At 72.3% G+C, this 14,878-nt stretch carries 12 protein-coding genes and 1 pseudogene; 6 read left to right on the top strand and 7 right to left on the bottom strand.

Going from position 1 to position 14,878, the window contains the following annotated elements:
- Positions 1-226 precede the first annotated feature (226 nt).
- The 7 genes from ACMA1D_RS19690 to ACMA1D_RS19660 form a co-directional block, all read right to left on the bottom strand.
- On the bottom strand, positions 227-1,390 hold the full coding sequence (locus tag ACMA1D_RS19690) for an acyl-CoA dehydrogenase family protein (RefSeq protein ID WP_414725316.1): 1,164 nt from the start codon (positions 1,388-1,390) through the stop codon (positions 227-229).
- 252 nt (positions 1,391-1,642) lie between these two features.
- Positions 1,643-3,616, bottom strand: a complete 1,974-nt coding sequence (locus ACMA1D_RS19685; protein ID WP_414725315.1) for a biotin carboxylase N-terminal domain-containing protein — start codon at positions 3,614-3,616, stop codon at positions 1,643-1,645.
- Between the two features lie 7 nt (positions 3,617-3,623).
- Positions 3,624-5,231: an acyl-CoA carboxylase subunit beta gene (locus ACMA1D_RS19680; protein ID WP_414725314.1), complete on the bottom strand. Its 1,608-nt coding sequence runs from the start codon at positions 5,229-5,231 to the stop codon at positions 3,624-3,626.
- Positions 5,228-7,048: an acyclic terpene utilization AtuA family protein gene (locus tag ACMA1D_RS19675; protein WP_414725313.1), complete on the bottom strand. Its 1,821-nt coding sequence runs from the start codon at positions 7,046-7,048 to the stop codon at positions 5,228-5,230. The genes ACMA1D_RS19680 and ACMA1D_RS19675 overlap by 4 nt, the downstream gene beginning before the upstream one ends.
- Complete coding sequence (locus ACMA1D_RS19670) at positions 7,045-8,166, bottom strand: TIGR03084 family metal-binding protein (RefSeq protein ID WP_414725312.1); 1,122 nt, start codon at positions 8,164-8,166, stop codon at positions 7,045-7,047. Before ACMA1D_RS19670 ends, ACMA1D_RS19675 begins: the two co-directional genes overlap by 4 nt.
- Positions 8,167-8,598: 432 nt before the next feature.
- Positions 8,599-9,129: a hypothetical protein gene (locus ACMA1D_RS19665; protein WP_414725311.1), complete on the bottom strand. Its 531-nt coding sequence runs from the start codon at positions 9,127-9,129 to the stop codon at positions 8,599-8,601.
- Entirely contained in the window at positions 9,126-9,446 is a 321-nt protein-coding gene (locus tag ACMA1D_RS19660; RefSeq protein ID WP_414725310.1) for a hypothetical protein, read from the bottom strand. The genes ACMA1D_RS19665 and ACMA1D_RS19660 overlap by 4 nt, the downstream gene beginning before the upstream one ends.
- Positions 9,447-9,807: 361 nt before the next feature.
- Here ACMA1D_RS19660 and ACMA1D_RS19655 point away from each other — a divergent pair, with 361 nt between their 5' ends.
- The 6 genes and pseudogenes from ACMA1D_RS19655 (at position 9,808) to ACMA1D_RS19630 (ending at position 14,577) form a co-directional block, all read left to right on the top strand.
- The gene (locus tag ACMA1D_RS19655) at positions 9,808-11,163 is read left to right on the top strand and encodes a tetratricopeptide repeat protein (protein ID WP_414725309.1); all 1,356 of its coding nucleotides are present in this window, start codon (positions 9,808-9,810) and stop codon (positions 11,161-11,163) included.
- Positions 11,164-11,228: 65 nt separating this feature from the next.
- Positions 11,229-11,951: a GntR family transcriptional regulator gene (locus tag ACMA1D_RS19650; protein ID WP_414725308.1), complete on the top strand. Its 723-nt coding sequence runs from the start codon at positions 11,229-11,231 to the stop codon at positions 11,949-11,951.
- A gap of 13 nt (positions 11,952-11,964) precedes the next feature.
- A pseudogene (locus tag ACMA1D_RS19645) lies at positions 11,965-12,105 on the top strand (DUF397 domain-containing protein); the annotation flags it as partial.
- Between the two features lie 143 nt (positions 12,106-12,248).
- Entirely contained in the window at positions 12,249-13,445 is a 1,197-nt protein-coding gene (locus ACMA1D_RS19640; RefSeq protein ID WP_414725307.1) for a helix-turn-helix domain-containing protein, read from the top strand.
- 26 nt (positions 13,446-13,471) lie between these two features.
- Positions 13,472-13,681, top strand: a complete 210-nt coding sequence (locus tag ACMA1D_RS19635; protein ID WP_414725368.1) for a DUF397 domain-containing protein — start codon at positions 13,472-13,474, stop codon at positions 13,679-13,681.
- Between the two features lie 500 nt (positions 13,682-14,181).
- Positions 14,182-14,577: a hypothetical protein gene (locus tag ACMA1D_RS19630; RefSeq protein WP_349993808.1), complete on the top strand. Its 396-nt coding sequence runs from the start codon at positions 14,182-14,184 to the stop codon at positions 14,575-14,577.
- Positions 14,578-14,878: the final 301 nt, after the last annotated feature.

The following is a 14,878-nucleotide window of genomic DNA, read 5'->3' as shown; positions in this document are numbered from 1 at the left end:
CCTTCCTGGTTCGAGAGTTGCTGTTGCTGGTCCTGACGGCTGTGCTCGCTCCGGTGTTCCTGCGTTCCTGCGCTTTTGGGGTGAGTGCGCCTCTTGAGGTGGTTATGTCTCTTGGGGTGGGCGTGCGCTTCTCGGGGTTCTCGTCGTGGGGTTCTTGCGCCCCGCGGTCCGTTCCGTTGCCGTGGGCGGGGCGGCTGCCGGTCGCGGCCGGGGCCCGCGCAGGGGTTCAGTACGACTTGGGGAGGCCGAGTGAGGCGTGCGAGACGTAGTTGAGGATCATCTCGCGGCTGACCGGGGCTATGCGCACCACACGGGCCGCCGTGACCAGCGAGGCGAGCCCGTACTCCGAGGCCAGGCCGTTGCCGCCGAGGGTGTGTACGGCGCGGTCGACGGCGTTCACGGTCGCCTCGCCGGCCGCGTACTTGGCCATGTTGGCGGCCTCGCCCGCCGCCCGGTCCTCGCCCGCGTCGTAGAGGTGCGCGGCCTTCTGCATCATCAGCCGGGCGAGTTCGAGTTCGATGTGGGACTGGGCCAGCGGGTGGGCGATGGCCTGGTGGGCGCCGATCGGGGTCTGCCAGACCTGGCGGGACCCCGCGTACTCGACGGCTCGGGACAGCGCGAACCTGCCCATGCCGAGGCCGAACGCGGCGGTCATGATGCGTTCCGGGTTGAGCCCGGCGAAGAGTTGGCGCAGCCCCGCGTCCTCGTCGCCGACCAGTGCGGCGGCCGGCAGCCGCACCTCGTCCAGGGTCAGTTCGAACTGCTTCTCCGCAGCCGCCACCTCCATCGGGATGGGCCGGTAAGCGAAGCCCGGAGCGTCCCGCGGGACGATGAACAGGCAGGGCTTGAGGCTGCCGGTGCGGGCGTCCTCGGTGCGGCCGACGATCAGCGTCGCGTCGGCGCGGTCCACCCCGGAGATGAAGACCTTCCGACCGGTGAGCACCCAGTCCGCGCCGTCCCTGCGGGCGGTGGTGGTGATGCGGTGCGCGTTGGAACCCGCGTCGGGCTCGGTGATGCCGAAGGCCATCGTGTGCGATCCGGTGGCGAGCCCGGGCAGCCAGGCCCGCTGCTGCTCCTCGGTGCCGAACCTGGCGATGACCGTGCCGCAGATCGCCGGCGAGACCACCATCATCAGCAGCGGGCAGCCGGCCGCGCCGAGCTCTTCGAGGACGAGGGCGAGTTCGGTGATGCCGGCGCCCCCGCCGCCGTAGGCCGCCGGCAGGTTGACGCCGAGGTAGCCCAACTCGCCTGCCTCGGACCAGAGTTCGTCGGGGTAGCCGCCGGCGCGTACGACGCCGTCCAGGTAGGGGCGGCCGTAGCGCGCACCGAGCGCGGCGACCGCGGCGCGCAGGGCGCGGTGTTCCTCGGACTCGATCAGGGCGTGGGGCATGGCGTCCTCCTCGGCGCGGGTCCTGCCAGTCGTCCGGCCGGCTCCCGGGATTGTGCACGGGGGCCGGCCCAGGTCGGTGGGTCGGGGTGCGCGGTCTCGGTCGGTGGTACGCGGTGGCGGTGGCTGGTCGGGGTGCGCGACGGTCGGCCCGGGCGGGGCGGGGCGGGTGGCGGCCGGCCGGGGTGCGCGCGGCGGCCGGGGTGCGCGCGGCGGCCGGTCGGGGAGTACGCCCGGCCAGTCACGCGCGCGTGGTCAGTCAGGGGCCGTGACGACCGCCAGCAGGGTGCTGACGTCCACCTGTTGGCCCGCCGTGACGGGGAGTTCGGTGAGGGTGCCGGCGGCGGGGGCGCTGATCTGGTGCTCCATCTTCATCGCCTCAAGCCAGAGCAGCGGCTGCCCGGCCCGTACGGCATCGCCCACCGCCACGCCCGCCAGCCGCAGGACCGTGCCGGGCAGCGGTGCGAGCAGCGAGCCGGGTTCGGTGCGGGCGGCGGGGTCGGGGAAGCGCGGGAGGCGGGTGAAGGCGTGGGCCGTGGGGTGGCCGGCCGGGGCGGGGGTGGCCGGCCCGTCCACGTACACCGCGTCGCCGTCCGCGTACGCCGCGACCGCGTAGCGCTGCCGTACGCCGGCGACCTCAAGGACGACCGCGTCGCGGGCGACCGTGAGCACCCGCACGTCGGGCAGGTCGACGGCGCACGGGCCGTCGTGGGTGAGGTGGTAGCGCACGGTGTGTTCGGTGCCGTCCGGTTCGCTGCGGTAGGTCTTGGTCTGCGGCTGGGACGGTACGTTGCGCCAGGGGCCGAAGCGGGAGCGGTCGCAGCCGTCGGCCAGGGCCGCGGCCAGCGCGGCGAGGTGGACGGCGGCCGGCGGCGCGGGCGCGGTCAGTGCCGCGCGGTGCCGGGTCAGGAAGCCGGTGTCCAGCTCGGCGGCGCCGAACTGCGGCTGGCGCAGGGCGCGTACGAGCAGGTCACGGTTGGTGTGCGGGCCGTGCAGGCGGGCCCGTTGCAGGGCGTGGGACAGCGTGCGGACGGCCTCGGCGCGGGTCGGCGCCCAGGCGATGACCTTGGCCAGCATCGCGTCGTAGTGCACGCCGACGGTGTCGCCGGCGGCCACCCCCGCGTCGACGCGCAGGCCGGATGGGGTACGGCTGGCCGCCGGCCCGTTCCTGACCTCGGCGGGCAGCTCGAACCGGTGCACCGGCCCGGTCTGCGGCTGCCAGTCGCGGCCGGGGTCCTCCGCGTACAGCCGGGCCTGCACCGCGTGCCCGACGGGTTCGGGCGGGGTCGCGGGGAGCGCCGCGCCCTCGGCGACGCGCAGTTGCCAGGCGACCAGGTCGATGCCGTAGACGGCCTCGGTGACCGGGTGTTCGACCTGGAGGCGGGTGTTCATCTCCAGGAAGGCGGCGCGGCCGTTTCGGGAGACGAGGAATTCGACGGTGCCGGCGCCGCGGTAGTCGATGGCGGTCGCCGCCCGGACGGCGGCGGCGTGCAGTTCGTCGCGGAGCGCCGTGGGCAGCGCGGGGGCCGGGGCCTCCTCGATGACCTTCTGGTGCCGACGCTGGAGCGAGCAGTCGCGGGTGCCGAGCGTCCAGACCGTGCCGTGCGCGTCGGCGAGCACCTGCACCTCCACGTGGCGCCCGTGCTCCAGGTACGGTTCGGCGAACACCTCGCCGTCCCCGAAGGCCGCCGCCGCCTCGGCGCTGGCTCCCTTCAACTCTCGCTCAAGCTCAGCAAGTTGCCGTACGACGCGCATACCGCGCCCACCGCCGCCGGCCGCCGCCTTGACCAGCAGCGGCAGGTCGGCTTCGGTGGCGGCGGCCGGGTCGACGGGGGCCAGCAGCGGGACACCGGCCGCCGCGAGCACCGTCTTGGCGCGGGTCTTGGAGGCCATGGCGGCCATCGCCGCCGGCGGCGGGCCGACCCAGGTCAGCCCGGCGGCGAGGACGGCGCGGGCGAAGTCCGGGTGTTCGGAGAGGAAGCCGTAGCCGGGGTGGACGGCGTCCGCGCCGCACTCCAGCGCGGCCCGCACCAGCAGGTCGGCGCGGAGGTAGGTGTCGGCGGGCGCGTTGCCCGGCAGGTGGCGTGCGGCGTCCGCCTCACGGACGTACGGGGCGTCCGCGTCGGCGTCCGAGAACACGGCGACGGTGCCGATGCCCAGGTCACGGCAGGTGCGGAAGATACGGCGGGCGATTTCGCCGCGGCCGGCGACGAGCAGGTTGGTGATCACGTGGGCCTCACATCCGGAAGACGCCGAAGCCGCCGCGGGCGCCCTCGACCGGCGCGCCGTGCACGGCCGACAGGCACAGCCCGAGCACGGTCCTGGTATCGCGGGGGTCGATGACGCCGTCGTCGTACAGCCGCCCGGACAGGAACAGCGGCAGCGACTCGGCCTCGATCTGCTGCTCCACCGCGGCCCGCAGCGCGGCGTCGCCCTCCTCGTCGTACGGCTGGCCCTTAGCGGCTGCCGCGGCGCGGGCGACCAGCGAGAGGACGCCGGCCAACTGCTGCGGGCCCATCACCGCGGACTTGGCGCTCGGCCAGGCGAACAGGAAGCGGGGGTCGAAGGCGCGCCCGCACATGCCGTAGTGGCCGGCGCCGTAGGAGGCGCCGACGAGGACGGACAGGTGCGGGACGGTGGAGTTGGCGACCGCATTGATCATCGCGGCGCCGTGCTTGATGATGCCGCCCTGCTCGTACTCCTTGCCGACCATGTAGCCGGTGGTGTGGTGCAGGAAGATCAGCGGCAGGTCGCGCTGGTTGGCGAGTTGGATGAAGTGGGCGGCCTTCTGCGCCTCGGCCGAGAACAGCACCCCTTGGGCGTTGGCCAGCACCCCCACCGGATAGCCGTGCAGCCGGGCCCAGCCGGTGGTCAGGCTCGGCCCGTACAGCGGTTTGAACTCGTCGAAGTCCGAGCCGTCGACGATCCGGGCGATCACCTCGCGCGGGTCGAACGGGGCCTTCAGATCGTCCGGCACGATGCCGAGGAGTTCATCGGCCGGATAGCGCGGCGGCTGCCCGGGCGGCGGGCCCGGGTGCGCCTTGGTCCAGTTCAGGCGGGCGACGATGCGGCGGGTCCGGTGCAGCGCGTCCGGCTCGTCGACGGCGAAGTGGTCGGCGAGGCCGGAGGTGCGGGCGTGCATCTCGGCGCCGCCCAGCGACTCGTCGTCGCTCTCCTCGCCGGTGGCCATCTTGACCAGCGGCGGGCCGCCGAGGAAGACCTTGGCCCGCTCCTTGACCATGATCGTGTGGTCGGACATGCCGGGCACGTACGCGCCGCCGGCGGTCGCGTTGCCGAACACCACGGCCACCGTCGGGATGCCGGCCGCCGACAGCCTGGTCAGGTCCCGGAAGAGGGCGCCCCCGGGGATGAAGACCTCCTTCTGGCTGGGCAGGTCGGCGCCGCCCGACTCGACCAGCGAGATGACCGGCAGCCGGTTGGTGCGGGCGATCTCGTGGGCGCGCAGCGCCTTCTTCAGCGTCCAGGGGTTGCTGGCGCCGCCGCGTACGGTCGGGTCGTTGGCGACGATCACGCACTCCACGCCGGCGACCACGCCGACGCCGGTGACCAGGGCCGCGCCCACCGCGTACGCCGGCGCTTCGCTGCCCCAGGCGGCCAGCGGGGAGAGTTCGAGGAAGGGCGTGTCGGGGTCGAGCAGCAGCTCGATGCGCTCGCGGGGCAGCAACTTGCCGCGGGCCCGATGGCGAGTCGCGTACTTCTCGCCGCCGCCGGCCACCGCCTTGGCGTGCTCGGCGGCGACGGCGGCCAGCTTGTCGAGCATCGCCGCCCGGCGGGCCGCGTACTCCGCGCCGCTCACATCGAGCGCGGACGCGAGGACGGTCACCACAACACCTCCGGTAGTTCGACGTGCCGGGCGCGCAGCCACTCGCCGACGGCCTTGGCCTGCGGGTCGAACCTGGCGCCGGCCGCAACGCCCGCGCCCAGCAGCCCCTCGATCAGGAAGGTGAGCCCGCGCAGCTCGGGCAGCAGATGCCGGCTGATGCTCAACTCGGCTGTCTCCGGCAGGAGTTGGCGCAGTCGCGACACGGTCAGCTCGTGCGCGAGCCAGCGCCAGCCCTCCTCCGTACGGGCCCAGACGCCGAGGCCCGCGCAGCCGCCCTTGTCGCCGCTGCGGGCGCCGAAGACCGCGCCGAGCGGGGCGCGCCGGGTGGGCAGGCCGGCCGGCAGCGGCTCGGGCAACGGCGGCGGGTCGACCGGGGCGAGGCCGCGGGTGTGGCCGGGCGCGGGGATCGGCAGCCGCTCGCCGCCGGGCAGCACGGCCGTGTGCGGCACGCCGGCCGCCGGCAGGAAGACCGCGTCGAAGGCGCCGTACGGGGTGCCCTTGCCGGGCGGGGCGGTGAGGTGGAGGCCGGGGACGCTGGCGAGGGCGAGTTCGACGGCGGCTGCGCCGAGCGCCCGGCCCACGGATTCGGCCGCCGCGTCGCGCGCCACCAGCCGCAGCAGGGCGCTGGCCTCCTCCTGTACGGCGGCGTCCGGGTGGTCCGTACGGGCCAGGGTCCAGCGCAGGTCAGCCGGCCGCCGGTCGGCGAGCGCGGCTTCCATCTGGGCGCGTACGAGGGCGGCCTTGGCGTCGATGTCGAGCCCGGTCAGGACGAAGGTGACCTCGTTGCGCCAGCCGCGGACGCTGGTCACGCCCACCTTCAGGTCGGGCGGCGGGGCCTCCCCGCGGACCCCGCTGATCCGCACCCGGTCGGGTCCTTCGGCGGCGAGCCGCACCGTGTCCAGGCGGGCGGTGACGTCGGGCCCGGCGTAGCGCGCGCCCTGCGTCTCGTACAGGAGTTGCGCGGTGACGGTCTCCACGGTGACCGCGCCACCGGTCCCCGGGTGCTTGGTGATCACGCTGGAGCCGTCGGCGTGGATCTCGGCGAGCGGGAAGCCGGGGTGGAAGGGGGTCGGCCCGCTGGTCTGGAGGGGTGCCGCGGTCCGGACGGGTTCCGCAGCCTGGACAGGTTCCGCGGCCTGAAGGAGTTCGGTGAAGAAGGCGTAGTTGCCGCCGGTGGCCTGGGTGCCGCACTCCAGGACGTGGCCGGCGACCACGGCTCCGGCCAGCGCGTTCCAGTCGTCGGCCGCCCAGTCGAAGTGGGCGACCGCGGCCCCGCTGACCAGCGCGGCGTCGGTGACCCTGCCGGTGACCACGACATCGGCGCCGGCGCGCAGACAGGCGGTGATGCCCGCGCCGCCCAGATACGCGTTGGCGGTGAGCGCGTCCGCGCCCCACCCTTCGCGCCGCCCGCGGGCCAGCACGTCGTCGCCGGTCACGTGGGCCACCCGGACCGCGATCCCGAGCCGGTCGGCGAGTTCCCGTACGGCGTCGGCGAGCGCGGCCGGGGCCAGCCCGCCGGCGTTGGTGACGATCCGCACGCCCCGCTCGACGGCGAGCCCGAGCCCCTCTTCCAGTTGCCCGACGAAGGTCTTCGCATAGCCGCGCCCGGGGTCCTTCAGCCGGTCCCGCCCCAGGATGAGCAGGGTCAACTCGGCCAGGTAGTCCCCGGTGAGCACGTCCAGCGGCCCACCGGTGAGCATGTCCCTGACCGCCGAGAAGCGGTCGCCGTAGAAGCCGGACGCGTTGCCGATCCGCAGCGGCCCGGGCGGCGCGGAGGGCAGCGGCGGGGCTCCGGGCGGCGGGGCGGCTGCGCTCATCCGCGGGCCCCGCTGGGCCGGACCGCCCCCGAGGGGCAGGCCGGAACGGCCACGCCACCCGCTGCCCGCGCCGGGTCGGTCGTACGCGCCGAATGGGCCGTACGGACCGGGTCGGCCGTACGCGCCGAGTCAGCGGTACGCGCCGATTCAGCGGTACGTGCCGCATCGCTCGTACGCACCAGATCGGCCGCCCTCGCCGCACGCGACCGCTTCGCCGTACGGGCGACCGGGGCCGCCCGGCCCACCGCACAGCCGGCGATGCGCGCACCGGGGGCGGGGACGGGGGCGGGGCCGCCGTCATCGTCCTGCCCCGTCGGCCCCGTCGCACCGGGCGTACCGCCCGCGCGGCGCCCGCGGCCGGGCGGCCCGGCGAACGCCTGGGCGATGCCGAGCCAGCGCCGCGCCTCCGCGCCGTCCACCCGCAAGGCCAGGTCATCGCGGTGGGCGCGCTGGGTGACCAGCAGACAGAAGTCGAGCGCGGGCCCGCTGACGCGCTGGGTCGCGGTGGGCGGCCCGTAACACCACAACGAGCCGTCGGGCGCGGTCAACTCGACCCGGAACTCCTCCTGCGGCGGGTCCAGATCGTGGACCAGGTACGCGTAGTCGCGGGCCCTGGTGCCGATGTGGGCGATGTGGCGCAGCCGCGCGGTGGCCGGCCGGCGCACGCCGAGCGCGTCGGCGACGTCCTGGCCGTGCGCCCAGGTCTCCATCAGCCGGGCCGTCGCCATCGACGCAGCGCCCATCGCCGGCCCGTACCAGGGCAGCTTCGCGCCCGCCGGCAACTCGGCGAGCAGGTCGATCAGGTGGGTACGGCCGGCGCGCCAGCGGCTCAGCAGGGCGGCGGGCTGCTCGGCCGCGCCGGCCGCGGCCCCGTCGTCAACGAACCGGTCCGGCGCCCGGCGCGACTCGGCCACCTCGCGCGCGAAGACCTCAGGGGCCGTGATCGCCTCGCCCGCCCGGGCGTCGGTCCAGGCCAGATGGGCGATCTGGTGGGCGATGGTCCATCCGACGGCGGGCGTGGGCCGAAGCCACTGGCCCGGATCGAGCCCACTGACTAGCGCCTCCAGGGACTCCCCCTCGGCGCGCAGATCATCGAGCAGGGCAGCGGTGTCGGCCACGGTGCACTCCCCTCGTCGGCCACGGGAGCTGATCCCGTACGGGCCACGCGATCCTTACCGGGCAAGGGAGTTGGGGACCCGGGGCCATTCCTTCCGCCCCGCCCCCGCGCGGACCAACCGGGGCCGCGCACCCACGCCGAGGACGAGAGTGACAGCGCCCTCAGAAACAAGCAAGCGTGATTGCATTATTCATGGGGGCGGGTTGCTGGGGAGACGGTCGGGCGGGGCGGTTGGGCACTGGTGGGGGGGCTGGGCGCGCCGCTGGGTGGGGTGGCCGAGCGGGGCGGTTGGGCGCTGCCGGGAAGGGTGACGGGTTGGAGCGGCCGGGCGCCGCCGGGAGGGATGACAGGTTGGAGTGACCGGGGGCGCCGCCGGATCGCGGCCCCCGCCCCCGGGATGCCGCCCACCAACAGCGCCAGCCGGGTGAGGGGCTTACTCTCCCGCCCCGTCTCCCTTCCCCCGCCCCGGCTCGGGCAGCGGCATCCCCTCCACCAGCACAGGTGGCTCGACGGCCAGCAGCCGCGTACGCAGGGCGTGGACGAGCGCGACGCGCTCCAGGTTCTCCACGGCCGACCACTCGACCTCGACCTGATCGCGAGGCAGATCGGCGAAGGCGTCTTCGGCCGCACTGCCGCCGTCGAAGACGAAGGCGATTTCCTCGTCCTGCTCGCCGTCGATGGCGGGTTGCTGATCGACCGCGAGCAGGGCTGCCGCCTTGGGCAACCGGATGCCGAGCGCGTCAGCCACGCGGCGGGCGGCGTCAACGATCGCCTCCCCGGGTTGCACGATGACCCCCGGCGGGCAAGCCCACCCGTCCCGTACGACCTGAAGTACACGCGGCCACATGCCCAGCGGCGCGAAGTACTTCGGGTTTTCTGCCGGGCAGCGGACCAGCAAGAACACCCAGACCTCGCGGGGCGGGTTGACGGATTCGCTGCCGCTCACGGCATGCACGAGCTTCATGCAGCGGCCCCACTTCCGTGGGTGAGGGCGCGCAGCCCGGTGCAGGCTTGCGGCGCGCGGTCGTTGAGGGTGATGAGTCCGTACGCGGCCCGGCCGTCGGACCAGCACCAGCCTTCGACGGTCTCGTACTCGGCACGATGCCGGTTGGGGCACAGGACGTCCCTCCGCAACGCGTCCGGGTCGAACATCGACTCCTGATACGCGTCATGGAACTCGACATCCGTCACCGGCGACCAGGTGCCGTCCTCACCGAAGCTGAGGAAGAAGCGGAGCGGGGTGCCCATGATCAGGACACGGTGGGTGCCGTCGCCCCTCATGCCTCGCCCCCCGTCACGACAACGGAGCCGCCGTACAAGTTGAGGGGCCGAGCGACCTTGGGGCGGAGTTCCGGGCAGCGGTCCTTGTCCCCGCACTGGCAGGGGGGCCAGGTCAGGACGTCTCCCCGATTTCTAGGCGCAGTTGGCTGCTGCTGACGTTCATTCGCTGTCGTAGTCTGGCTCATGGCTGCCTGCCCATCGTTGGTGGTCCACGCCCCCGGACCGATTGGCGCGGTCGCGGGGGTTCGCGCTTGCATCGCTGCCCTAGGTAACCGGGCATGCACGGAGAGCGGTACCGTGGGCGGGAGCCCCAGATTTAAGACCGCTTAAAAGCGTGGGCGCATGAGGAGCGTGGAGCCACATGTCAGCGCCGGAATCGAACACCAAGCTCGAAGCACTCTTCCAAGAATCCGGTTGGACACTGCGCCAGTTCGCACAGGCTGTCAACCGGTACGCGACCGAGGCCGGCACACCAACGAAGTACCGCGAGCCCTCCATTCACCAGTGGCTCAGCGGGCATCTACCCAAGCGAACAGTGCGCCCCCTGGTTACCGAAGTGCTGTCCCGGAAACTAGGGCGAGTGATCTCCTTCGCCGACGCGGGTTTCCCCGGAAGCTCTCCCATCCGAAAGGCCGATCCGCAGAGCGATATCGTCGACGATCTCACTTCTCTGGGAAGGTTAGACATGGATGCCGCACGTCGAACGCTACTCAGTGCAGGAGCCTTTTCCGCTTCACTCGCAGTGCCCTCATGGGCGGAACTAGTAGGACGTAGCAACCTCATCCGGATGGACAGCACTGCCGCCATTGGCTCATCCGATGTGATGCTCGTTCGATCTATGCTGAAGCACTTCTCGCAGTTGGACGATGTGATGGGTGGAAAGGTCGCCCGCCCCAGTGCGGCCACCTTCCTTGTCAACAACGTGACCCCGCTCCTCCGTGCCCCAGCGAAAGAATCCGTACGGAACGAGGTGCGAGCGGTCGCCTCCGAGTTCTGCTACCTGCTGGGTTACATGGCGGTTGACGAGGGAGCCCACGGAATCGCCCAGCACTACTACACCAAGGCACTTGAACTTGCGGCAGGCGCCAACAATCCCGCCCTGCACTGCCTCACACTGCACGGCATGAGCTCTCAGGCAGTAAACGCCGGGCACGCTTCAACCGGCCTTCGTCTGGCAAATGCAGCCGCAACAGCCACACCGGTCGTGAGCCCCAATATGCGCGTCCACCTCTACGCGCAACAAGCGTATGCGGCAGCAGCTTCGGCGCGGAAAGGCGAGGCGTTCTCCGCCTTACAGCAAGCCGAGAAGATCCTCGGTCAGGCCGAGCCCGAGTCAGACAGGATCGTGGTCGGTCTCGCCACTCCGGGGCTCATCGCCTACTACCGCGCACAAGTTGAATACAGCCTCGGCAACGTCTCGCGTTCCGTGACGGCAATGCAGGAAGCGCTACAGCCCCTCAAAGGCCGATCCCGTACGCGCCGGCGCGTACTCGACACCGGCCGGCTGGCCGATCGCCAATGCCAAAGCGGTCTGCTCGAAGAAGCGTGCTCCACCTGGAGCGCCGTGCTCACCGAATATCCCCACGTACGCTCCGGACGCTGCGACGACCAGATGCGCATCATGTTCGCCCGACTCCGCCCCCACCTCAAGAACAAGACCGCCCGCGCACTCTACGAACGCGCACGAACCACCATCCCCCACACGGCCCTGGCCTGACCAGCACGACTCACGGTTCCCCCCAGAGCCTGACCCCAAGTCAACGCCAAGTGGAAGGGACACCCATGGCCAGCCAACCCACCTGCGAGGCCATCGCAAACCACTACCGCGAGCGGATCCTGTCCGGCGAGCTGGAGCCCGGGGCGAAACTGCCGTCCAACCGTGAGCTCTGCGGTACGTGGGGAGTCGCTGCGGCGACCGTGAGCCGTGCGTTCCAGGCCCTGGTCGTCGAGCACTACGTCCGCACGACCCCCCGCGGAACCTTCGTCGCCGACGACCCCCGCTGGACCCTCACCCCCCGGGACCGACTCGCCAGGGTGCAGCGCGTAAAGAGCTTCCTCGCCGAAGGCGAGACATCGATCGTCCTCGCCGCCGAGCTGATCCGCCCACCGCTGTACGTAGCGGAGATCTTCGACCTGAGCCACGGGGACCAAGCCGTACGGCGCGAGTGGGTAGCAGGGCGCGGGCGCACTCGGACCATCTACGCAGTCACCTGGTACGCCGCCGCCTCACTCGCCGCAGCGCCCGAACTGCTGAACACCGCCCCCTCCCGCAACCACACGATGACCAGCAAGGTCCTGGAAGCCACCGGCCGAAAGATCACGCACGCACGCGACGACATGCACGCCCGGAGCGCCAAGGCCCACGAGGCCAACCACCTCGGCATCCCCGTCGGCGCGAACATCCTCGCCGGCGCCCACCGCTGGTCCGACGGAAACGGGGTCATCGAGTACGGCGAGTGGTGCCTACCCCAACTCATGACGATCGGCTACGAGTACCGCCCGTAGTCCCGCTCCCCGCGCCGTTGAGGTGCTGGACGGCTACGCCAACGGCGCCCCAGTCCGCGACAGCAAGGATTCCCACAGCCCCGCCCTCGTCTTCGGCAGCGCCGCTCGGTCGGCGTTCGTCACGGGCGTTAAGGCCGGCGACTTCGACGCCTGATCTCCGCCTTCTCACACGGCTGGACCCCCGGCCGCTGGGCGAAGGGTCGGGGGCCCAGGCACGCTCAGGCCGTCATACAGCGGCCTGCGACTTCGACTCACCGACCGCGTGTTGAGGCAGTCGCTGCATGGAAAGCTGCGGTCATGGGCTCACAGAACACGCCGCCCGCCCCGGCCGAGAACATCAGCGTGCTGCGCAAGGCCCGCCGCATCAGCCGGGCCGCGCTGGCGCGGCAGGCCGGGCTCACCGTCAGCCAACTCTCCAAGGTGGAAACGGGGCTGCGCCCTGCCACCCCGTCACTCATCGCCGCCGTCGCCGACGCCCTCGGCGTCTCCACCTCCCGGATCTACGGCCAGCCGTACGCGGACGCCTCGCACCAGGCGCGGGCACTGGACGCACTCCGGGCCGCCGTGCGACGGCACGACCTGCCCAGGGAAGACGTCCTGCCACCGGCGGCACTCGCCACCAAGGTCCAAAAAGCCATCGGACTGCGAGCCCAGACCCGATACCTGGACCTGCTCGACATGCTGCCCGAAGCCCTCGGCCAGGCGACCGCCGTTGCGCTGTCGGCTCCCGGTGAGGCCGGAGCGTGGGCACAGGTCGCCGACCTCTACGGATGCGCGTACGGCGTCGCCCACCGGATGGGACAAGCAGACCTGGCAGACATGGTCGTCTCCCGACAGATGTGGGCCGCCCAGCAGACATGGGCGCCAGACCTAGAGGCCGCAGCAGCCTGGAACCTGGCCGGTACCTACCAGACGGCCGGCCAGTACGACGACGGCCTGGCCATCGTCGAACGCGCGATCAGCCAGTACGAACGCTCCCTGCGCGGCACCGCGAACACACCCGCGCAACTCATCTCACTGGGCTCACTCCACCTACGAGGAGTCGTCCTCGCCTCACGGCACCGGGACGCCAACGCCACCGCGGACCATGTCAGCAAGGCCAAGTCCATGGCCGAACAACTCCCCACGGACGCCCTCGTCCACAACCTCACGTTCGGCCCGGGAAACACCGCGCTCTACGAACTCGCCGCCTACGTCGAACTCGACCGACCACACGACGCCGTACGAATGGCGACTCCCCTGCTCAAGGCACCGCCGCCGGGGCTCCGCCCCACCCGGCTGGGGCGCCTGGCCATCGACACCGCCCGCGCCCAACTGGCCGTACGCAAATACGAGGACGCAGAGAAGGCGCTGGCCCAAGCGTTCGCCATCGCCCCCGAAATGACCCAGACCCACCCCATGGCACGCGAGGTCGTACGCGTCCTCTTCGTCCTCAACCAACGAGCCCGCCCCGCCCTCCTCGACATGGCCCGACGGGTGGGACTGGCTACGTAAGAGCCGCATCGACCAACTCCGAAAGACTGCGACCCACGTCTGAGCAGTGGATCAAACCCAGTCACACCAACGCCAACGGCGGCAACTGCATCGAATGGGCCCCGGCACAAACACCCAGGACCGGCACCGTGCTCGTCCGCGACAGTGAGGACCGGAGCGGCTCCACCCGCGCGTTCCGCACCACCGCATGGACCGCCTTCATCGCAGGCGTGCAGCCCGGCGACTTCGACGCCTGACGTGAGGATGTAGATCGCACCGCTTGGTGGGCTACCCCGCCGCTTGACCGACGCTTCGACGGTGCGCCCGACGACGGGCGCACCTTCACACACCCACCAGCCCCACACACCGCACCACCCGGCCCAGCCCCCTACCCAGCCCCCTACCAGAACCTCCCCGTGGTAAGGATTCGGGCGAATCGCATGGCCGAATCTCAGTCACTGAAAACGGAACTCCCGCCCTCCCGCACCCGCACGATCCGGCCACCTTCTCTCAACTCCCGCGCAGATGCGTCGCGTTAAGTCGCCGACATGCGCATACGCGCCGATTCGACGGGGTGGTTTCGGCCGCCGGCTCCGGATGGCTCGTACGGTGCGCGAGTCAGCCGTCCGCTTCGCCGGCCGAGCGGTCGCGGCGGCTGCCCTATACGCTGAAAGTCCTGGGCAGGAGCCGGGGGCGCCCCTTACGAATCGGGCGCTTCTGACGAGTCATCCGACTCCCGGACGAGGGCGAAGCAGCAATGCGGAACTGGGCAGCGCGCAGCGTGTTGGCGGCCGTCGTCGCCGCTCTGCTGGCCGTGCTGCTCGGCGGCCCCTCCGCCCAGGCGGCAGCACCAGCCACACCGGCCGGATCGACCAGCGCGAGCCAGTCCGCTGAGACACCCCGGTTGTGCGAGGACGTGCCGCGCCAGACCCGGCAGGGCGAGGAGTTGCCCGCCAGGACCACGGCCCCGGGCCGGTACGGCGCCACGCAGAGCCCGCCGCCGACGATGCGCCAGGGCAGTTCGACACCCTTGACCCTGGCCGCACGCCCCTCAGGTGCGCCGGGGCCCGGCGGCCCCAACTGCGTGTCCCTGGGTCAGGGCAGACGGCACCATGCCGCCCTGCCCGCCATGCTCCAGGTCTTCCGCTGCTGATCCCCACCGCCTGAGCGCACCCCGGCCCGCGGGCCGGCCCCCTCCCACCGTCGCGGACTCCCCCGGCGCGCTTCGGCGTCGCCCGGGCCCGCCGTCGGCCGCCCGGGGCCCGGCCGTGCGCCGACCGGTGGCCGGGCGCGTCCGTGCCGTACGCGAACCGTCGGCCTGACCCCCGAGCCCCCAGCCGAGCGACCCAACCCCCCGCACGCGCCGCCCGCGCCACGGGGCACGCCACCGTGTGCCTCCACCGGCGCCGCGCGCCCCACCCCGGGCGCTTCACCCACCGGTGAGGATGGGCCCT

It is taken from the genome of Streptomyces sp. 796.1 (genome assembly GCF_047525675.1).
In the GTDB taxonomy this organism is placed as follows: domain Bacteria; phylum Actinomycetota; class Actinomycetes; order Streptomycetales; family Streptomycetaceae; genus Streptomyces.
Note: the sequence above shows the minus strand (reverse complement) of the source record. Positions and strands in the feature narration are given on the sequence as shown.

What these genes read in the sequence shown, in the direction of transcription:
- ACMA1D_RS19690 (WP_414725316.1), bottom strand. Translation starts at nt 1,390, where the DNA reads ATGCCCCACGCCCTGATCGAGTCCGAGGAACACCGCGCCCTGCGCGCC.
- ACMA1D_RS19675 (WP_414725313.1), bottom strand. Translation starts at nt 7,048, where the DNA reads ATGAGCGCAGCCGCCCCGCCGCCCGGAGCCCCGCCGCTGCCCTCCGCG.
- ACMA1D_RS19665 (WP_414725311.1), bottom strand. Translation starts at nt 9,129, where the DNA reads ATGAAGCTCGTGCATGCCGTGAGCGGCAGCGAATCCGTCAACCCGCCC.
- ACMA1D_RS19660 (WP_414725310.1), bottom strand. Translation starts at nt 9,446, where the DNA reads ATGAGGGGCGACGGCACCCACCGTGTCCTGATCATGGGCACCCCGCTC.
- ACMA1D_RS19655 (WP_414725309.1), top strand. Translation starts at nt 9,808, where the DNA reads ATGTCAGCGCCGGAATCGAACACCAAGCTCGAAGCACTCTTCCAAGAA.
- ACMA1D_RS19650 (WP_414725308.1), top strand. Translation starts at nt 11,229, where the DNA reads ATGGCCAGCCAACCCACCTGCGAGGCCATCGCAAACCACTACCGCGAG.
- ACMA1D_RS19640 (WP_414725307.1), top strand. Translation starts at nt 12,249, where the DNA reads ATGGGCTCACAGAACACGCCGCCCGCCCCGGCCGAGAACATCAGCGTG.
- ACMA1D_RS19630 (WP_349993808.1), top strand. Translation starts at nt 14,182, where the DNA reads ATGCGGAACTGGGCAGCGCGCAGCGTGTTGGCGGCCGTCGTCGCCGCT.